Annotated in this window: 15 protein-coding genes; 6 read left to right on the forward strand and 9 right to left on the reverse strand. The window is 63.1% G+C overall.

All coding sequences use genetic code 11. The features are described 5' to 3' along the window. Positions 1-25: 25 nt before the first annotated feature. Positions 26-382 (forward strand): hypothetical protein, encoded by a 357-nt coding sequence (locus NKJ90_RS10320; protein WP_031260462.1) that lies wholly within the window; start codon positions 26-28, stop codon positions 380-382. Positions 383-436: 54 nt separating this feature from the next. Here the strand turns inward: NKJ90_RS10320 and NKJ90_RS10325 are convergent, their stop codons facing one another. The 7 genes from NKJ90_RS10325 to NKJ90_RS10355 form a co-directional block, all read right to left on the reverse strand. Then, positions 437-682, reverse strand: a complete 246-nt coding sequence (locus NKJ90_RS10325; protein ID WP_031260464.1) for a MoaD/ThiS family protein — start codon at positions 680-682, stop codon at positions 437-439. Further along, a complete protein-coding gene (locus tag NKJ90_RS10330; RefSeq protein WP_352486083.1) occupies positions 682-2,943 on the reverse strand; it encodes a xanthine dehydrogenase family protein molybdopterin-binding subunit in 2,262 nt (753 codons plus the stop codon). Before NKJ90_RS10330 ends, NKJ90_RS10325 begins: the two co-directional genes overlap by 1 nt. 2 nt (positions 2,944-2,945) lie before the next feature. Then, complete coding sequence (locus tag NKJ90_RS10335; RefSeq protein ID WP_031260466.1) at positions 2,946-3,422, reverse strand: (2Fe-2S)-binding protein; 477 nt, start codon at positions 3,420-3,422, stop codon at positions 2,946-2,948. Beyond that, the gene (locus NKJ90_RS10340) at positions 3,422-4,282 is read right to left on the reverse strand and encodes an FAD binding domain-containing protein (RefSeq protein WP_023760104.1); all 861 of its coding nucleotides are present in this window, start codon (positions 4,280-4,282) and stop codon (positions 3,422-3,424) included. The genes NKJ90_RS10335 and NKJ90_RS10340 overlap by 1 nt, the downstream gene beginning before the upstream one ends. A 386-nt stretch (positions 4,283-4,668) precedes the next feature. Next, positions 4,669-5,340 carry a hypothetical protein gene (locus NKJ90_RS10345; RefSeq protein ID WP_245266681.1) on the reverse strand — a complete coding sequence of 224 codons (672 nt, stop codon included), beginning with the start codon at positions 5,338-5,340 and terminating at the stop codon, positions 4,669-4,671. 253 nt (positions 5,341-5,593) lie between these two features. Further along, on the reverse strand, positions 5,594-8,227 hold the full coding sequence (locus tag NKJ90_RS10350; RefSeq protein ID WP_031260469.1) for a bifunctional diguanylate cyclase/phosphodiesterase: 2,634 nt from the start codon (positions 8,225-8,227) through the stop codon (positions 5,594-5,596). Between the two features lie 153 nt (positions 8,228-8,380). Further along, entirely contained in the window at positions 8,381-9,079 is a 699-nt protein-coding gene (locus NKJ90_RS10355) for a response regulator transcription factor (RefSeq protein ID WP_023760107.1), read from the reverse strand. Positions 9,080-9,917: 838 nt separating this feature from the next. On the opposite strand from NKJ90_RS10355, the gene NKJ90_RS10360 reads away from it, so the two are divergent. From NKJ90_RS10360 to NKJ90_RS10370, 3 genes are all read left to right on the forward strand, one after another. Beyond that, positions 9,918-12,434, forward strand: a complete 2,517-nt coding sequence (locus NKJ90_RS10360) for a hypothetical protein (protein ID WP_352486084.1) — start codon at positions 9,918-9,920, stop codon at positions 12,432-12,434. Between the two features lie 216 nt (positions 12,435-12,650). Next, on the forward strand, positions 12,651-14,456 hold the full coding sequence (locus NKJ90_RS10365; RefSeq protein WP_050589546.1) for a type I secretion system permease/ATPase: 1,806 nt from the start codon (positions 12,651-12,653) through the stop codon (positions 14,454-14,456). A gap of 11 nt (positions 14,457-14,467) precedes the next feature. Beyond that, positions 14,468-15,763, forward strand: a complete 1,296-nt coding sequence (locus NKJ90_RS10370) for an HlyD family type I secretion periplasmic adaptor subunit (protein ID WP_050589545.1) — start codon at positions 14,468-14,470, stop codon at positions 15,761-15,763. Positions 15,764-15,800: 37 nt separating this feature from the next. Here NKJ90_RS10370 and NKJ90_RS10375 read toward each other — a convergent pair whose 3' ends face one another. Beyond that, positions 15,801-16,694 carry a LysR family transcriptional regulator gene (locus NKJ90_RS10375; protein ID WP_023760111.1) on the reverse strand — a complete coding sequence of 298 codons (894 nt, stop codon included), beginning with the start codon at positions 16,692-16,694 and terminating at the stop codon, positions 15,801-15,803. A gap of 103 nt (positions 16,695-16,797) precedes the next feature. Between NKJ90_RS10375 and NKJ90_RS10380 the strand changes: the two genes are divergently transcribed. Then, positions 16,798-17,538 carry an SDR family oxidoreductase gene (locus NKJ90_RS10380; RefSeq protein ID WP_023760112.1) on the forward strand — a complete coding sequence of 247 codons (741 nt, stop codon included), beginning with the start codon at positions 16,798-16,800 and terminating at the stop codon, positions 17,536-17,538. A gap of 69 nt (positions 17,539-17,607) precedes the next feature. Next, entirely contained in the window at positions 17,608-17,820 is a 213-nt protein-coding gene (locus NKJ90_RS10385) for a tautomerase family protein (protein ID WP_023760113.1), read from the forward strand. Positions 17,821-18,093: 273 nt separating this feature from the next. On the opposite strand, the gene NKJ90_RS10390 is transcribed toward NKJ90_RS10385, so the two are convergent. Continuing rightward, positions 18,094-19,005, reverse strand: a complete 912-nt coding sequence (locus NKJ90_RS10390) for a transcriptional regulator GcvA (RefSeq protein WP_023760114.1) — start codon at positions 19,003-19,005, stop codon at positions 18,094-18,096. Positions 19,006-19,208: the final 203 nt, after the last annotated feature.

Here is a 19,208-nt window from a genome sequence, read left to right on the forward strand (position 1 = left end):
CACGATGCTTGGGAAAGGCTCCGGAATGAGAATTGCAATGTCCGTCGCATTGGCCGTGACCATGGCGGGGTGCGCGACCTCTCCGGTCGACTATGGCGCGTCGCTTTCGCAGCAAGACCAGAAATGGGCATCGCCCGAATGCCAGCAAGCCCGCCTGGCGGCGTCGGACTACGAGGTTCGCGAGAAAGAGCATCCGGGATGGGGCTTCGGCGTTTTGCTGGGCCCGTATTCAATGGGGCTCGTTGCAGCCATCAAGGAGCACGAGCAAAAGCAACGAAGACTGTTCGCCCGCGAGGTGCACCTGCAATGCTCAAGCCTCCCGCTGCCGAAGGAGTTGCAGGGCGATCTTAGCCCCGCGAGTGCTCAGACAAAATATCCGTAGCCACGACCGACAGGCCAGGTCCTGGTCGTCGACGACAGCGAGGCGATTGTCCGATTATCCCCCGGCAAGACGCGGCAGCAGGAAAATTTCGGAGCCTTTTGGCAATTCCTTCGACCACGTATCGCGATAGATCGTACCGTCGATGGCGACGGCGATGCCTTTGTCGATCAAGGGCTCGATGCCGGGATACTGTTCAGCCAGCTTCCTGAACAGCTCCCTTATGTCCTTGGCCTCGATCTCGACCTTGCTCTTGCCTCCGGCGATAGCACCTAGCGATCCCCAGAGCGTCACTTCGACCATCAGCCTGCCCGTTCCTCCAGCGCCGCCAGAATGCGCGGCGGCGACATCGGGATATGCGTCATCCGCACCCCGACCGCATTCGACACCGCATTGGCGATCGCAGCCAGGGGCGGCACGATCGATGTCTCGCCGACACCGCGCACCCCGTAAGGGTGGTTGGGGTTGGGGATTTCGAGGATTTGCGTGTCGATCATTGGCAGGTCCGAGCAGACCGGGATGCGATAGTCGAGGAAGCCGGGATTCTGGAGCCGCCCGTCCTTGCCGTAGATATACTCCTCGTTGAGCGCCCAGCCGATGCCTTGCGCGGCACCGCCCTGATACTGTCCCTCGACATAGGTCGGGTGCACCGCCTTGCCGGCATCTTGCACGACCGTGTAGCGCAGAACCCGTGTGGCGCCGGTCTCTGGATCGACCTCGATATCGCAGATATGGGTGGCGAAGGAAACGCCCGCGCCATCGGCGACGAGCTCGCTGTGGCCGGCGATCGGTCCGCCGGTCTTGCCCGACTCGACCGCGATCTCCTTCAGCGACAGCTTGCCGAGATTGCCATGCTTCTCGCCCTTGGCAACCGCGTGGCCCTTTTCCCAGACCACGTCGTCGACGGAAATGTCCCACATCTGCGCGGCGCGTTCCCGCAGGATCTTGATTGCATTGCGGGCGGCCGAAATCGTCGCCATGGACGACGAGAAGGTGCCCCGGCTGCCATCGGTCATGTCGTTATAACCGAGGCTGGACGTATCGGCGACGATCGCCTTGACTTGACTATAGTCGATGCCGAGCTCTTCCGCCGCGACCAGCGACAGCGACGCACGGGAACCACCCACATCGACCGTTCCGACGGCGAGCGATACCGAGCCGTCCATGCCGATGTTGAGGTCCGTGCAGGTCTGGCCGCCGAAGTTGAACCAGAAGCCGCAAGCCATGCCGCGGCCCTGGTTCCTGCCCAGCGGCGCCTTCATGTGCGGGTGGCTCTTCACCGCCTCGAGCGTCGGGCCGATGCCGATCGGGCCGTAGACCGGGCCGTAGGACGACCTCGTGCCTTCCTGTGCGGCGTTCCTGATCCGGAACTCGACCGGGTCCATGCCGACCTCCTTGGCCAGCTCGTCGATCGCGCTTTCCACCGCAAACGCCGCCATGGGCGCCGACGGCGCGCGATAGGCTGCGGTCTTTGGCCGGTTGACCAGCACCTCGTAGCCGACCGTGTTGACGTTCTCGAGCTTGTAGCAGGCAAACGCGGTCATGGCACCGATCTCGGCCCACATGCCCGAATAGGGGCCGCAGGAATAGCGCAGTGTCGCCTCGGCGGCAGTGATCGTGCCATCCTTGCGGGCGCCGATCTTGACGTCGATCGAGGTGGCGCTGGTCGGACCCGAGGCGCGGAACACCTCGTCGCGGGTCATCACCAGCTTGACCGGGCGGCCGGCCTTGCGCGACAGCGCCAAGGCGACCGGCTCGGCCCAGACATGGGTCTTGCCGCCGAAGCCGCCGCCGATCTCCGAGGAGGTGACGCGCAGCTTGGAAGCTTCCATGCCAAGGAGCTGCGCGCAGTGCTGGCGGTAGACGAAATGGCCTTGCGTGCAAACCCAAAGATCTGCAGTGCCGTCGGAGCTGACGCTCGCCACACAGGCATGCGGCTCGATATAGCCCTGGTGCGTCTGCTCGGTCTTGAACGAGCGCTCGACGATGAAATCGGCGTGGCCGAACCCTTGATGGACATCGCCGTGGCCAAACTGGCTTCGCTTGGCGACGTTGGACGGCTTTACCGGCTTTTCCTCCAGGCCCTCGGTGAAGATGGCGTCGTTGATGAGGGGAGCGGAGTGCTTCATTGCCTCGTCGACATCGGTTACATGCGGCAGAATCTCGTAGTCGACCTCGATCAGCTTCAGCGCCTGCCTGGCCGTGCGGGCATCCACGGCTGCGACCGCGGCCACCGCATGGCCGTCATAGAGCGCCTTCTTGCGCGCCATGCAGTTGTCGAGGATGTCGTACATGGCGGCATCGCCATTGGTGAGGTCGGGCAGGTCGGCCGCGGTGATCACCGCTTTCACGCCGGGAAGCTTCTCTGCCTTGGACGTGTCGATCTTCCTGATCGTGGCGTGCGCATGCGGGCTCCTCAGGACACGCCCGACCAACTGGCCGGCCATGTTGAAGTCCGCACCGTAGCGGGCGCGACCCGTCACCTTGTCGACGCCGTCGGGACGGATGGGGCGTGTACCGACAGAGGTAAAATTGCGACCGGAGTAACGCGGATCGAAATTCATGGTCAGGCTCCCTTCATCACGCTGGCGGCGTCCTGGACGGCGCGCACGATCTTGTCGTAGCCGGTGCAGCGGCACAGGTTCCCGGCGAGGCCGAAGCGGATTTCCTCCTCGGTCGGGTCGGGGTTCTTGGCCAGAAGGTCCTTCGCCGCAATCAGGAAGCCCGGCGTGCAGATGCCGCATTGCAGCGCCGCGTGCTCGAGGAACTTCTGCTGCAGCGGATGCAGTTTGTCGCCATGCGCCATCCCCTCGATGGTCTCGACGCGCCGGCCTTCAGCCTCCGCGCCGAGCACCAGGCATGAACACACCAGCCTGTTGTCAAGGATGATGCTGCAGGCGCCGCAGTCGCCGGTGCCGCAGCCTTCCTTGGCGCCCGTCAGCCCCAGGCGATCGCGCAGGACGTCGAGCAGCGTCTCGTCCGGCTGGCAAAGGTACTCGACGCTGTCGCCGTTGATCGTCGTTGAAACCGCAACTCCAGCCATCATTTGCCTCCTGCGCGTACGTAGGCGGTCGTGGCGGCCCGCTTGGCCAGCACGCCCGCAACTTTTCTTCTGAATTCGATGGTGCCGCGCTTGTCGTCGATCGGACGGCAGGCGCCCGAGCAGACCTTGGCGAGCCGCTCCAGCGTCGCTTCGTCCAGCTTGGAGCCGATGAGGACCTCTGCGGCCTCTTCGACCAGAAGCACCGTCGCCGCCACGGCGCCCAGCGCAACGCGAGCCGATTTGACGACACCGTGCTCATCGAGCGTCAAATTCACGCCGGCGCTGACCACCGCGATATCCATCTCGGTGCGTGGAATGAAACGCAGATACGCATCGCCCGAATGCGGCGCGCGTTTGTCGAGCAGGATCGCCTCGATGATCTCGCCTTTGGCCAGGGAGGTCTTGCCCGGCGCGGTCGGCACGCTCTGCACGGGAATCGTGCGCCTGCCCGCCGGCCCGACGACCGATGCCCTGGCGCCTGCCGCAACTAGCGCCGGCACGCTGTCGGCAGCCGGCGAGGCGTTGCAGAGATTGCCAGTGATCGTGCAGCGTCCCTGTACCTGTTTCGAGCCGATCAGCTTGGCCGCTTCGACGACGCCGGGCCACGCCTTCTTCAGGGCAGCGCTCTCTCCCAGGACGGCGCAGGGGACCGCGGCACCGATGCTGAAGCCTTCAGCCGTTTCGCGGATCTCGCTCAGGCCGTCGATCGCCTTGATGTCGACGATCAGGTCGGGTTCGACAAAACCGCCCTTCATCCTGACCAGGAGGTCGCTGCCTCCCGCGAGGATGGCGGCCGTGCCTGCCGAACCGGCCAATTGGCCAACGGCATCTTCGATTGAAAGCGGACGTATGTAGCGCATCGTCTCCCCTTGGTTATCGCAATCTCAGCGACCGTTATAAACGGTCTCCTCATAATGGCTATCCGGCTCCTCATCTGCGGCGATTGGGCCAGAGGGCGCAAATAGACCGAACTGGCATGCGGCCTGGGTGGCCGGAACCGGCTTTGAGGTGATTTTCGGGAAACTTCGGCTATGGATCAAGTGCGCTCTTTGGACCCGGAACGGCCTTAATCAGCCGGTCGATGCGGCAGTGTTAACCGCCAATTGCGCGTCAAAGGCACGTTTGTAGGTCGGACGATCGGTTTAACCTGCGCAGTCCCGTCAGAGGGTCGCCGGCGCTGAATGTGCCATCGTCGGCACCGCACGGAATTTCGAAGTTCGAACTGGCTGAATGCGTCCTTTGGATTCTAGCGCAGCAGCCCTTCCGCTTCGAACGTGTCCCAGCCTTCCAGCTTTGGCCGTGAAGCATCATCCTTTCCCGAGTTTCTGGTACCGCGGGCCTTGCCCTTCCGTTTTCCTGCTCGCGTCAGAGCGGCCTTGCCGGCCCCGCGCCGCCTGTTCTCGGAGGCTTCTCGCGCATCGTCCTCCCTCCAGGCCGCCGCCAGGTCACGATCGAGAATGTCCTCGATGTGCCGTAAATCGAAGACATGGAAGGTGACGGCGTTGGATCGCCCGCGCATCTTGACGGTGCGCGTGCCGACGCTTTTCAGGCGGCCATCCCTAAGCCACTTGTGACGTTCGCGGGAGGAGATTGTGAGAATGTCTTCAGCCTCCCGCGGAAGCACGGGCAGTGCTTCTATCCCTTCCAGGGTCCTGGAGATGATTGCCGAGGCGGCATCGAACGCATCCGTGTCGGTTTGCACCATACGCAACACAATGCGGCCCGTCTCAGCCTTGACAAACGTCCTCACCACCCACGGCAGACGGGCTCGAGTTTCACGTTCGATCCCTTTCAAGCGTAGGGATGAGCCAAGCGTTGCCGATGGCGGCAGCGTCCACTCGGCAACCAATGACGGGCCGGTACCTCGCTCGGATGTCCGATCAGGGGCGGTGAAGATTGCCGTGACGATGCCAGTCATCAACCTTCGAAAGGAACCGTGCTGCTTGTCTGCAGAGTCCATGTCTCATTTTCGCTCACCAAGGGTTCGTGGAACGACTGTTCGCACAGAAAACAACCGAAATCATGGTCAACAGTTCCCTGAGATCGCGGAGTCGAAGGCCGGTTCGGTTTCGTCGGCAGATTCAACCGCTGTACGGGTTCGATCGCGAGGCGGCTTGGACAGCGTTGTCGAGGATGCGCCATCGCTGACCCATGCCACCGGGTAGTGGCCGTCACCCTGCGGCCAGCCATTTGCGAGACTGGGCGAAGGTCTTGAACGCCTTGGCCTCCATCGGGCGGCCGAAAAAATAGCCCTGCAGGATATCGCAGCCGAGCTCTTTCAGGATGCGCGCGTGCTCCATCGTCTCGACGCCTTCGGCAACCACTTCGATGCCGAGCGATTTGCCGATCTCGATGATCGACGCCACCAGGTGACGCTGCGCCGTCGAGCCGGTGATGGGTGTGATCAACTGGCGATCGACCTTGAGGCGGCGCGGCTGCAACTTGAGCAGCGATACGATCGAGGCATGGCCGGTGCCGAAATCGTCGATCTCGATGTCGATGCCGAGATCCTTGATGTGTTCGATGTTCCAGGTGACCAGATCATCGTTCTCGTCGAGGAAGATGGATTCCACCAGCTCGAACGATACGGTTCCCGGCTTGATGGCGAGCGTGCGCAGGCCCTCGATCAGGTCCTTGTCCTCCAGGCGCGTGGCCGAGACGTTGACCGACACACGCGGGATATTGAGATGGCCGCGCGACCAACGCTCGAAATTCTCCAGTGCGTGCTTGAGGACGATGCGGTCGATCAGCGCCACGACATTGAGCTCTTCAGCCACCTTCAGATAGGCGTCGGGGGCCAGGATGCCGCGTTGCGGATGTTTCCAGCGCGACAACGCCTCGACGCCGACGATCTCGAGCGACTTGGCATCGAACTGCGGCTGGTAGTAGGCGATGAATTCGTTCCGCTCCAGTCCGCTCAGGATCTCATCGGCGGTCTGCTTGGTCCGCACGATCTCGCTCTGCAGTTCCTCATTGAAGAATTCGTGGCGGTTGCGCCCACGGCTTTTCGCCCGGTAAAGCGCGAGATCGGCGTTGACGAGCAACTGCTTCGTGTCGACGCCGCTGTCGGCGGCAATGCCGATGCTGACCCCGAAGCGGCAAGGATGGCCCTGATAATCGACGGGCTGGCGCATCTCCTCGATGATGCGGTCGGCGAGCGCCGAGAGCTCGTCGTCGTCGCGCTCATAGGTCACGACGACGAACTCGTCGCCGCCGATGCGCGCAACGAAATCGCCGGAGCCGGCATTTGCCTTGATGACCTTCGAGGCCTGCACCAGCATGGCATCGCCGGCTGCGTGGCCGAGCGTGTCGTTGATCTGCTTGAAGCGGTCGAGGTCCAGATGCAGCATCGCTGTGCGGCGGTCGGATTCGCCGGTATCGGCCAGCATCTCGTCGAGATAGCGGCGATTGGGTAGGCCGGTGAGCGAATCGTGCAGCGCCACATGCTCGATGCGCGCCTTGGCCAGCTCCAGCTCGTCGTTCTTGGATTCCGACAGCTGGCGCTCGCGGATGAGGGTCTCGGTGAGCAGCACGTCGCTGGTCACGTCCCATTCGGCGCCGATCATCTTGGGCGTGCCGCCAATGCCTTGGGAGTAGCTTGCGCGCGTGCGCACATGGCGGACGGTGCCATCGGGGCGCAGCAGCCGGTATTGCGAGGAGTAGAGGCCTTTTTTCGCCGCAGCTGAATCGAAATCGCGCTTTGCCCGCTCGATATCTTCGGGATGGATGGCCTGTGCCCAGTCTGTATAGCCGCGCGACCCTCCGTCGGCGGACTTGCCATAGATCTCGTTCACACGATCGTCCCACACCAGCTCGTTGGTGGTGAGGTCGTGCTCCCACACGCCGATGCCCGAGGCTTCCAGCGCCAGTTCCAGGCGACCGGACAGGCGCCTCAGCTCGGCGTCGTTTTTCTGCCTTTCGCCGAACAGCCGTCCGGCAATGAGGATCGGCAACACCACCAGCGCGCCGGCGAGCAACATCAGCGATCGCAAGGTCCACTCGTTCTTCGGAGCTGCCGGCCAGCCACCCTTTGGGATGGCCGAAATTCGCCAGGAACCTGAAGGCAGTTGCACATCGGCGGACACGGGGTTGCCGGCGACGACATTGTCGCCGCCGAAGAATCGCTCGCCGCCGCCGCCCAGTGCATCCTTGCCGATGAGTGCGATGTCGATGTCGAGATCCGCGTCAGTCAGTCCGCTCGCAGCGTAGAGCCGGTCGACATCGACCACTGCCGACACGATGCCCCAGAAGCGGGTGCCGCCGCCCGCAGTCGGCACGAAGACCGGGATGCGGCCGATGAAGGCGTTCCCGCCCTGCGCAAGTCTGACCGGGCCGGCGAGCACCAGCACGCGCTGGTCGCGCGCCCGCAGCGCCGCCATGCGTTGCGCCTCGTTCTTGCGGTAATCGAGCCCGATAGCCTTCTCGTTGCCTTCCATAGGATACATCAGCGAGATGACGAGGTCGGGCGCGCCGGCGATGTTGTGCAACTGCGATTTCTGCTCGAACAGGTTGCGCGCGAGCGAGGCAAATCTCTGCTGGCCCATATAGGGCTCCGTAACGATGGTCGAGACGAGCCCCTGAACAAGCTGAAGATTGCCGTTTATGTTGCCTTCGAGCTTGGCGCGGATGATGCTGACCTTGGCCAATACATCAGCGCGCGCCAGCTGATCGGAAACCCTTCTGTTCTGCTGGTCGGCAACGACGGCGCAGACCAGGAGCACGACAAAAGCGATCGCCGCCGGCAGGTTGGCGGACGAAAAAATGGCCCGTCTTACGTGGCCTAGACTGAATGCCGTTGTGGCCAATTCGACCCGAACACCCTTCCTGAACAACAGCCCCCGAACTGATCCTAGTAGCAAACGCTTAAATTTGCCCTTCCAGGCTGGCGGCAAATTTCAGCATCAACAGCCTGCGCCGGCATTGGGTCGCTGGCTGAACCTGTGCTTATGGTGGCGCGATTACATGTCGTCGCTGGCGGGGCTTTCGAGACTGGATTGGTCGCGAAAGCCGCTCGCAACAGCCAGTCCGATCTGGTCGGCGGCCAGCTGCAAAAGCTGCACGCGTGAGGCAACCTCCAATTTGCGATAGATGTTGTTCATATGGATTTTCAGTGTGCCTTTGGAGATACCGATATCGATCGCGATGCGTTCGTACGGCTTGTCCGCGGCAACCAGTCGGGTGATCTCCATCTCCCGCCTGGTCAGCCGCGACGACAGTTTCTGCCATTTGACCCGACGGAATGCTTCGTTGTGCAGGGCCTCGCCGACAATCTCGGCCGGCAGCCAGCGGCCGCCCGCGGCGACCTCGTGGATACATCTGAGCAGCGCCTCGACGGCGGTCTCCTTGAACACGATTCCGGCAACGCCAACCGCAACCGCGTCGTAGAGCTGCGCTTGCGAGGCACCGACCGTCAAAAGCACGCAAAGCGTGGCAAGGCCCTGCCTGCCGATTTCGGCGGCGATATCGAGACCGCTCAGTCCCGGCATGCTGATGTCGAGCACGGCGACATCAGGCACGTCGCGCCGGATCATGGCCATGGCGACGGTGCCGTCCTGCGCCGAACCGACCACCCGGAAACCGGGATCGCGGGCAATCAGGTCGGTCAGGCCGTGCAGCAGCAGCGGGTGGTCGTCCGCGATGAAAACCGTGGTGACCATGTTCAGCTCGCCAGCAGCCGGCCTTTGGTGTCACGGCCCCATGGTGCAACGCTGCCACCGATGGATGGCGGCCAAAGCGCTTGTTCGGTCATGCTTCTTCCCCCTTTGCGTGTCTTTACGACTCGCGAGTGACTGCTTCTTGACGAAAGCGAGCACCGACACGGCCCGCATCCCCCAAAGCGTGAGGCCATGCTGACAGAAGCGGCGCGACTGTGCAAAACATTAGCAACTGCTTAGTTAATTCTGACGCGGCACTTTCAGCAAGACGTGCAACGGCGGACTGAAAGAAGACGCTACTCCGGGATGCCGATGTTGGTCTTCATCTTAAAAAGACCCATCGGCATCATCAGGAAATTTTTGTAATTCCTATTGTGAAACCCAAATATGGAAAATAATTCAACCGGAATCGCGACGTTATTGTTGGCATCTCGACGAACTTTTCCGTAATTAACTTTACCCTCTGCCCTATAACCGGGGTTATATAGACGAACGCATTGCGACCTGCGAGATATGGTTTAGGGAATATTAACGTCCAGGTGATCGCTAGGATCGTTTGGGGGTTTTGGGGTTTTGGGGTGAGTGTAGCTGTCAGTCCGACGGTGGGCCAGTTCCGCCATACGGGAATAGCTGTGTCCGGTGAGCGGGAGGCGGTCTCCCCGCCGGCCGTTTCGCTGTTAAAATCTCCATTCAAAGCCGCTTTTGTCACGAACGACTACTCGCCGGCGAGGGTCGCGTTCCGCGGTCAGCAGGACGCCCGGCGACGCAAGAGGTTTGGGTAGTCGGCCGCCTTGCGCGGCCAGCAAGGGAACGCGCCTGACGGCGCAGGGGAGTTGAGAACATGACCGACATTGTGATTGATCTGTCCGGCGGAACCACCTCCGCGACATTGACCGACGGCACCATTTTTACGGCCGCACCACAAGGTGATGCCGGTACAGGCAACTATGACACGTTCCTTGTGCTTGGCGCACAGGACACGGAAAGTGGCTTCAACACCGATGGCTCTCCGCTGCCGCTGGATGACAAGCAGCAGGAGCATACGAACGCACTTCTGCTGAGCAGCATGCAGGTGGTGACCGTAGGCGGCCACGATTATTACGTGTTCAAGCTCGACGCCAACGAGCCGAACAGCGCGACGGGGTCGCTACTGTCCCTTGACTCGTTGAAGATCTATTCGGCGACGGATCCAAATATCACCGACCTATCGGTGCTTCAGAGCCAGCCGCCGCTCTATGACATGGACGGGAACGGCAATGTGACCGTTCAGTTGAATGCCGGCAAGGACGCGCCGGCAGGCAGCGGACAGGGTGATCTGTTCGTCTATATCCCAACCAGTTTCTTCACCGGCGCCGATAACTACATCTATCTGTATTCGGCCTTCGGCACTCCCAGTGGTTCGGACGGTGGTTTTGAGGAGTGGGGGGTTATCACCGGCGACAACCAGGCGCCAACGATTGCTATCGAAAAAACGGCCGATCCGACCTCGATCAATGAGGGTGTGGCCACCCAGATCACCTACACCTATGCGGTGACGAACACGAGCCTGGCCGGACCGGCCGACCCGCTGACGCTGACTTCGCTGGTCGACGACAATGCCACGCCGGGAAATCCGGGCGACGACATCGACCTGCTCAACGGCTTCGTAACCGGCAGCACGCACGGCACGCACTATGTGTCCGGCGACACCGACGGCGACTATCGGGTCGACAGCGACGAAATCTGGACATTCAACGCGACGGTCAGCATCGACGCGCACAATGCCGGCAGCATTGTCAACACGGTCGTGGTGCATGGCCATGACGACGACAGCCTCACCGACGTGACCGCCACTGACACGGCGACGGTGACAGTGAAAGATGTGGCGCCGTCGATCGCTATCGAAAAGACGGCCGACCCGATCTCGATCAACGAGGGCTCTGCCGCCGACGTCACCTACACCTATGAAGTGACGAACACGAGTGCGGCCGGTGCCGTCGATCCGCTGACATTGACCGCGCTGGTCGATGACAACGCCACGCCCGGCGATACCAGCGACGACATCGATCTGTTGGATGGCTTCGTGCAGGGCAGCGAGTACGGCACGTACTATGAATCCGGCGATACCGACGGCGACTTTCTCGTCGACAGCGACGAGAAATGGGTTTTCAAAGCAACAGTCGGAATTGCCGCGCACAATGCCGGCAGCATCGTCAATACGGTCGTGGTGCATGGCCATGACGACGACAGCCTCACCGACGTGACCGCCACCGACACCGCGATCGTGACGGTGAAAGATGTCGCGCCGTCGATCGCCATAGATAAGACCGTCGATGCCAATCATGATGGCATCTTCAATTCTTCCGAGACCGTTCAGTCAGGGGCGCAGAACGCCACTTATCATTACGCAATCACCAACACGAGCCCGGCCGGTGCTCTCGATCCGTTGACGCTGACCTCGCTCGTCGATGACAACGGCACGGCGAATACCGGCGACGACATCGATCTGCTCAATGGCTTCGTGGCCAACAGCTCGCACGGCACCCACTATGTATCCGGCGATACTAATGGCGACTATCTAGTCGACACCGGCGAGACCTGGCTCTTCACCGCGACCAGCGCCTTCAACCTGCTTCCAAATGCGGATTTTAGGACCAACACCGTCGAAGTCGCCGCTCATGACGATGACAGTCTGAACGAGGTCACAGCCCAGGATACCGCAACCGTATCGTCGTTCGCCGGCCCCGGGGTGCGCACGCCAGGGTTTTGGAGCAATCTCGGCAAGTCGTTCTGGGACGGGATTGACGGCGTCGGCAAAACCGGTCCGAACTTTGCCGACCACGAACTTCGGTATCAGGTCGATTCCAACAATGATGGAAACAAGAATGGCTCCGACAAGTCAGGCCTTCTGATCGGTGATTACGACAAGAACGGACTGACTGGTGCCGGGGAAGACACTTTCTTCATCTCCTATGCCGACGCCCTCAAGGTGATCGATGCATCCTCCAAGGATTTGCAAGATACGCGCTTTGTTCTTGCCCGCGACGCGGTGGCCACCTGGCTCAACTTCCTTGCCGGGAATCCTATCGGCGACGCTTCTAACGATCCCAACAGCCCTCAAAAATATCTCGACCAGGCGATCGACTGGCTGCAGGTGACGAATGGCGGGAACTCTTCCTCTCACTTCGAGGATTGGGGCAGCGGAAGCGCGGTGAAGGCGAGCAGCGCGGCCTGGAACGTCGGGCTGGATGCTGAATCCATCACCAACGGATCCGAACTTGCTGGGAACCTCATCCACCAGGAACTCGATTTCTACAACAACACCGGCATGACGTTCGAAGGGGCGATATTGCACATCTACGCCAATGATGGCGGCTGACGCCAGGAAGCGCTCGGCATGACACTGCTGATCAGATTTCTCAGGCTCATCCTCGGCACCGGCGTGTTTGTGCTCGTATTTGGCGGGGTGGAGCTGACACAGCCGGAAACCAGCACACGCTGGGCGGTTCTTGGGGGAACGCTCGGCGTGCTGCTTTTGCTCCATGTATGGAGCTCTCCTCGGCGCGGGACCGCTGACGATCCGCACCCGGCTCGAATGTCCGACGGCAAGCCACAGTCGGGGAGGGCAAAGCGGCAAGGCGCGCGACCCTCCGAGCTCGCGGCCGCATTGGCCGCGTGCCGTTCAGCCTTCGCGTCGGTCGCCCTGTTTAGCGGCGTGCTCAATGTGCTGATGCTCGCCGGCTCGCTCTACATGCTCGAGGTCTACGATCGCGTGCTGCCGAGCCGCAGCGTGCCGACGCTCATCGGCCTCAGCGTGCTCGTCGCCATCCTTTATGCCGGCCAGGGCGTGCTCGATTTCATCCGCGGCCGCATCCTGGTGCGCATAGGCGGGGCTCTCGACGAAGCGCTCGGCGCCCGTGTCTATTCCAGCGTCCTCAAGCTGCCGCTCAAGGTCGGGCGCAACGGCGACAGCATGCAGCCGGTGCGCGACCTCGACAGCGTGCGCGCCTTCCTGTCGGGCACCGGCCCGACCGCGCTGTTCGACCTGCCGTGGCTGCCGCTCTATCTGGCCATCATCTTCATGTTCCATGTGCTTCTCGGGCTGACCGCCCTGGTCGGGGCGATCGTGCTGGTGCTGTTGACCGTCTATGCCGAGCGGCTGACGCGCAAGCCGGTCACCTCCGGCACCCAGGCCGGCATCGTCCGCAACGGCCTGACCACGACCGGCAACCGCAACGCCGAAGTCATCGCGGCTCTTGGCATGGGCGGCAGGATGGCCAAGCGATGGGAAGAGGCCAACCGCGACTATCTCGCCGAGCAGCGCAGCGTCAGCGATATCGCCGGCGGCTTCGGCGCCGTATCCAAGGTGCTGCGCATGCTGCTGCAATCGGCCATGCTCGGCGTCGGCGCCTGGCTGGTGATCGAGCAGCAGGCGACCGCAGGCATCATCATCACCGCGTCGATTCTCAGTGGCCGAGCGCTGGCCCCCGTCGATCTGGTTATAGCCAACTGGAAGGGTTTCCTGACAGCCCGGCAAGGCTGGCAGCGGCTGACCAAGGTTCTCACCGTGGTACCCGCCGACGCCGAGCCGATGGCGATGCCGGCGCCGAGCCGCCACATTTTCATGCAGGGTGTCAGCATCGCGGCCCCCGGCACCCAGCGGCTCCTGGTGCAGGACGCCAGCTTTGCGCTTGAAGCGGGACATGCCGTCGGCATCATCGGCCAGAGCGGTTCGGGCAAGTCGACGCTGGTCAGGGCGCTCGTCGGTGCCTGGCTGCCCGCCGCCGGCAGGGTCCGGCTCGACGGCGCCGATCTCGACCAGTGGTCGCCGGAGGATCGCGGCCGCTTTGTCGGTTATCTGCCGCAGGACGTCGAGCTGTTTGCCGGCACGGTCGCCGAAAACATCGCCCGTTTCGAGCCCGACGCCGATCCCGCATTGGTCATTGCCGCCGCCAAGACGGCCGGCGCGCATGATCTCATCGTCGGCTTCCGCGACGGCTACGAGACACAGATCGGCGAACTCGGCGAGGCCGTTTCGGCCGGCCAGCGCCAGCGCATCGCGCTGGCCCGCGCGCTCTATCGCGATCCGTTCCTGGTGGTGCTCGACGAACCCAATTCCAACCTCGACGCCGAAGGCGAACAGGCGCTGTTCCAGGCGATCGTTTCGGTGCGTCAACGCGGCGGCATCGTCGCGCTCGTGGCGCATCGGCCAAGCGCGCTCGGGACGGTGGATTTCATCCTTGCCATGAATCAGGGCCGCGTCCAGGCGTTCGGCCTCAAGGACGAGGTTTTGGCCAAGCTGTTTCCACGGCCGCAACCCGCGGTGGCCGCCATGCCGAGGCTCAGGCTCGCCACTGAAGAGCCGGCGCCGCCGCTTGGCGCGGCGGCGGCAGGCGAGTGAGGGGAGGAACGATGCTCAGCCCCTCCCAGCACTCCATTCGGCGCTACATGCGTTTTGGCCTCATCGCGGTCGCGCTGCTGGTCGGCGGCGTCGGCGGTTGGGCTTCGCTGACGCGGATTTCGGGAGCGGTCATCGCGTCGGGGGTCCTCGTCGTCGATTCCCACGTCAAGGACGTGCAGCATTCGACAGGCGGCATCGTTGGCGAGATCGCCGCGCATGACGGCGACCGCGTCAAGCGCGGCGCGCTGCTTGTGCGCCTCGATCCCACCATGCCGGCGGCCAATCTCGCCGTTGTCACCAAGGCGCTTGATCAGTTGTCGGCGCGCGAGGCGCGCCTCGAAGCCGAACGCAAGGGCGCCGACACTATCGCCTTTCCGCAGGATCTTCTCAATCGCGGCAATGATCCGGTAATCGCCGAGATCATTGCCGGCGAGGAACAGGTCTTCGAGACGCGGCGGGCGGCCCGTTCCGGCCAGAAGAGCCAGCTGCAGGAGCGGGTCCTCCAATTGCAGAAGGAGATTGGTGGGGACACCGCCCAGGCGGATGCCAAATCGCAAGAAATCGCGCTCGTCGAGGAGGAACTGGCCAGCATACGCGCGCTGTGGAAAAAGCGGCTGATTTCGATCGATCGCCTGACCGCCATGGAGCGCGAGTCGGCACGGCTCGACGGCGAGCGCGGCCAATTGACGGCCGCCCTGGCGCAAGCCCAGGGCAAGATCGCCGAGATCAATCTGCAGATCATCCAGATCGATCTCGAGCTCAGCACCGACGTCAACAAGGATTTGCGCGAGATTGACGGCAAGGTCGGCGAACTGACGGAGCGCAAGATCGCCGCCGAGGACCAGCTCAGGCGCATCGACATCCGCGCGCCGCAGGACGGCGTCGTGCAGCAGTCCATCGCCCATACGATCGGCGGCGTCATTACCCCTGGGCAGACGATCATGCAGATCGTGCCCGACAGCGACAGCTTGACTGTCGAAGCCAAGATAGCGCCGAGCGACATCGACCAGCTCTGGGTCGGCCAGCCGGCGGCGCTGCGCTTCTCGGCCTTCAACCAGCGCACCACGCCGCAAATCAACGGCACGGTCGAACGGACCTCGCCGGATACGACCACCGACCAGCGCAGCGGCATCAGCTACTACACCGTTCGCATCGCGACCACGAGCTCCGAAGTCGCGCGGCTCGGCGAGGTCAAGCTCGTCCCCGGCATGCCGGTCGAATCCTTCATCAAGACTGCGGACCGGACCGTGATCTCCTACCTCGTCAAGCCGCTGCAGGACCAGATCAGCCGCGCCTTCAGGGAATGAGCGGACGCTCGGCAACGCCAACCCTTTGATCTTACCCCTACAGATCCGCTTCGGCGAAGATGCGCGAGGCCCAGTCGAGGAAGACGCGAAGGCGTGGCGAGAGTTGCCTGTTCTGTGGGTAAAGCGCCGACAGCGGCGTCGGCGAAGGCGGGTAGTCGGCCAGCACCTCGACGAGCATTCCGTCGGCGAGATCCTTCTCGAAGCGATAGCGCGGCGCCTGGATGAGGCCGAACCCAAGCCGCGCCAGATCGGCGGCGGTGTCGGAATTATTGGCGGCGACGCGGCCCGGCATCCGAACCTCAAGGGTCTTGCCGCCGACGGTGAATTCGAACGGAAGGGTCTCTCCGGTGCGCGACGAGATGAAGCCCACCGCCTGGTGACCGTCGAGCGCGTCGGGGGAGGCGGGTGTGCCGTGGCGTTCGAGATAGGCGGGGCTGGCGCAGGTGATCTCGCGTATGACAGCCAGGCGCCGCATGATCATGCCGCTGTCTGGCGGCTCGCCGACGCGGATCACGCAATCCACCCCCTCGCGCACGAGATCGACCAGCCGGTCGCTCTGGCCGATCTGCAGGTCGATCCTGACATAGCGGGCAAGGAACTCCGGCAGGCGCGGCAACAGGAATGTGCGGGTGAGCAGTGTGCTGGCGTCGATGCGCAGCAGCCCGAAGGGCTCGGCATTGCGGAAGGCGGCCTCGGCATCCTCGATCTCGGCCAGGATCGACAGGCAGCGCCGATAGTAGGCCTCGCCATCCTGCGTGGCGTTCACCTGCCGCGTCGTTCGCTCCAGCAGGCGTGCGCCGAGATGCTCTTCCAGCCGCCTGATCGCTTCCGTCGCGGTTGAACGCGGCAGGCCGAGATCGGCCGCGGCAGCGGTGAAGCTGCGCCGCTCCAGAACGCGAATGAAGAGCCGCATCGTGTCCAGCCGATCCATGGCTTTTGTTCGCAGTTTCCGAATAGTGATGTCAATAGGCGGGTGATTATCCGGAAGTTGGCGTGGCCTATGTCTGTGTCACCAACAACGCGGAGACACTTCCATGGCATCTGATCAACCCAGAACGGCGATCGTGACGGGCGGCTCCAAGGGCATCGGTGCCGCGATCGCACAGCGGCTCGCCCGCGACGGCATCGCCGTCGTCATCAACTATTCACGGGGCCGCGCGGAGGCTGAAGAGCTTGTCCGCACCATCAAGGCTGGCGACGGCAAGGCGATTGCCGTACAGGCCGATATCGCCGATCCGAACGGCATCGCGGCGCTGTTCGACGCCGGCGAGAAGGCGTTCGGCGGCATCGACATCCTCGTCAACAATGCCGGCATCATGAAGACGTCGCCGATCGCGCAGACCGACGATGCTTCGTTCGACACGCAGATCGCGATCAATCTCGGCGGCGTGTTTCGCGGCATGCGGGAAGGCGCGCGCCGGCTTCGCGACGGCGGCCGAATCGTCAATTTCTCAAGCAGCGTCGTCGGCCTCTACCAGCCGGGCTACGGCGTCTACGCCGCCACCAAGGCGGGCGTCGAGGCAATGACCCACATCCTGGCCAAGGAACTTGGCGCGCGTCGTGTCACGGTCAACGCGGTGGCGCCCGGACCGATCGAAACCGCCCTGTTCACGGACGGCAAGAGCAAGGCGCAGATAGAGGCCATCGGCAAGATGATCCCGCTCGGCCGGCTTGGCCAGCCCGACGACATTGCCGGGCTGGTCTCGTTCCTGGCCGGGCCGGACAGCGGCTGGGTCAACGGGCAAATCATCCGCGCCAATGGCGGCGTGGTCTGAGGCGGCAATCAGCCGGCTTGGCTCTATCCACAGCTTGAGTCCACCCTCGAAAGACCAAGGAAAACGATCATGCCATTCGCCAACTTCAAGATGCCGCAAGCGGCCCTTTCCAAGGCGCAGAAGGAAGACCTCGTCCATCGAACCACCCAGATGTTCGTCGACATTTTCGGCGAGGGCGTTCGCCCCTACACGATGGTGCTGGTGGAGGAGGTCGCCGACGGCGGCTATGGCCGGGCCGACGAAGTGTTCGTCGTGCCGGACGCCTATCGCGCCAAGGAGTAGCGCGGGGGCAAGCGACGGCTTCAATTCTCGCAAAACTGGGACGAGGAACCAGGTTCTTCAAGATCTGCGCCAGCACCCCCACCCGGACCTTCGGTCCGACCTCCACACAAGGGGGAGGTGGGGAGCCCAGCTTTTCCGCATCGTCGTAAGGCGCTGACCCACTGGCGTATACGCGCTTCCTCACCCTCCCCCTTGTGGGGAGGGTCGCTGCGAAGCAGCGGGGTGGGGGTCGGCGCGGCGCTGCTTGGGTCTCGCAGGCGCAAGCCTTCTGCCTCAATCGCTTTTGGTCATCCCGATCCAGTCGGCTGCCACTTCGGCGAACAGCCAGTCGCGAAACGCTCTGATCTTCTTCTGGCGCAGCGTGCCGTCAGGATAGACGACGTAATAGCGTGAGGCGGATTTCAGCGCGAGGTCGAAAGGCCGGACCAGCCGCCCCGCCGCCAGATCGGCCGAGACCAGCGCGCTTCGGCCGAGCAGCACGCCTTCACCGTGCACCGCGGCCTCGACGGCGAAGGTGGCGGAATCGAAGCGCACGCCGCGCTTGGGGTCGACATCGCCAACGCCGGCATGTTCGAGCCATGTCGCCCAGTCGATGCGAAAAGCGTCATGAATCAATTTGTGATGCCTGAGATCCCCGGGCAGGCGCAGCGGATGTTCACCTTGCAGCAGTTCCGGGCTGCAGACCGGGAAGACCTCTTCGTCGGCGAGAAATTCCGCGGTCACTCCGGTATAGCCGCCCTTGCCATAGCGGATGGCGATGTCGATGCCGTCGCTGACGAAATCGGAAAGCACGCCAGACGTGGAGAGCCGCACGTCGATGTCGGCATTGGCGCGGTGGAAGCGATGCAGCCTCGGCACCAGCCAGCGGCCCGCAAAACCGTCCGATGTGCTGACGTTCAGGATGCCCGCGGTGCGGTCGGGCGTGGCGGCGATGGTGGCGGCAGCGATCTGGTCCAGCGCTTTCCTGACTTCCAATGCGTAGGCCGCGCCGACAGGGGTCAGGCGCACGGACCGCGTCCCCCGATCGAAAAGCTGGATGCCCAGCCGGTCCTCGATGTTGCGGATGGCGCGGCTGACCGCGCCGTGGGTCACGTTGAGCTCGCCCGCCGCCTTCGAGAAACTCAGATGCCTCGCGGCGGCCTCGAAGGCTGGCAAGGCGGTGAGGGGCGGCAGTCTGCGCGGCATGATCCACCTGTGAGCGTTGCTCACAAATCCTGCACAAAGAGTCGTTTGTCGTCCAGCCCGGAAATGTCCAATCTATCGACGTAGCAGCGCATCCAGATCGGGTTTTCCATCTCGCCGCTGCGCTGAACGACCAGAAACAATGTGAGCGATCGTCATGCTCGTCCCCCGCGGACGGCGCCGGCACGCTTGGGCCCAGGCAAACA

The organism is Mesorhizobium sp. M0051, assembly GCF_040323235.1.
Classification (GTDB): domain Bacteria; phylum Pseudomonadota; class Alphaproteobacteria; order Rhizobiales; family Rhizobiaceae; genus Mesorhizobium.

Bases quoted from the DNA above. Each gene is read 5' to 3' on its own strand.
- NKJ90_RS10380 (WP_023760112.1), top strand. From the start codon at position 16,798: ATGGCATCTGATCAACCCAGAACGGCGATCGTGACGGGCGGCTCCAAG.
- NKJ90_RS10390 (WP_023760114.1), bottom strand. From the start codon at position 19,005: ATGCCGCGCAGACTGCCGCCCCTCACCGCCTTGCCAGCCTTCGAGGCC.
- NKJ90_RS10360 (WP_352486084.1), top strand. From the start codon at position 9,918: ATGACCGACATTGTGATTGATCTGTCCGGCGGAACCACCTCCGCGACA.
- NKJ90_RS10330 (WP_352486083.1), bottom strand. From the start codon at position 2,943: ATGAATTTCGATCCGCGTTACTCCGGTCGCAATTTTACCTCTGTCGGT.
- NKJ90_RS10345 (WP_245266681.1), bottom strand. From the start codon at position 5,340: ATGACTGGCATCGTCACGGCAATCTTCACCGCCCCTGATCGGACATCC.
- NKJ90_RS10375 (WP_023760111.1), bottom strand. From the start codon at position 16,694: ATGGATCGGCTGGACACGATGCGGCTCTTCATTCGCGTTCTGGAGCGG.
- NKJ90_RS10340 (WP_023760104.1), bottom strand. From the start codon at position 4,282: ATGCGCTACATACGTCCGCTTTCAATCGAAGATGCCGTTGGCCAATTG.
- NKJ90_RS10365 (WP_050589546.1), top strand. From the start codon at position 12,651: ATGTCCGACGGCAAGCCACAGTCGGGGAGGGCAAAGCGGCAAGGCGCG.
- NKJ90_RS10335 (WP_031260466.1), bottom strand. From the start codon at position 3,422: ATGGCTGGAGTTGCGGTTTCAACGACGATCAACGGCGACAGCGTCGAG.
- NKJ90_RS10325 (WP_031260464.1), bottom strand. From the start codon at position 682: ATGGTCGAAGTGACGCTCTGGGGATCGCTAGGTGCTATCGCCGGAGGC.
- NKJ90_RS10385 (WP_023760113.1), top strand. From the start codon at position 17,608: ATGCCATTCGCCAACTTCAAGATGCCGCAAGCGGCCCTTTCCAAGGCG.
- NKJ90_RS10370 (WP_050589545.1), top strand. From the start codon at position 14,468: ATGCTCAGCCCCTCCCAGCACTCCATTCGGCGCTACATGCGTTTTGGC.
- NKJ90_RS10320 (WP_031260462.1), top strand. From the start codon at position 26: ATGAGAATTGCAATGTCCGTCGCATTGGCCGTGACCATGGCGGGGTGC.
- NKJ90_RS10355 (WP_023760107.1), bottom strand. From the start codon at position 9,079: ATGGTCACCACGGTTTTCATCGCGGACGACCACCCGCTGCTGCTGCAC.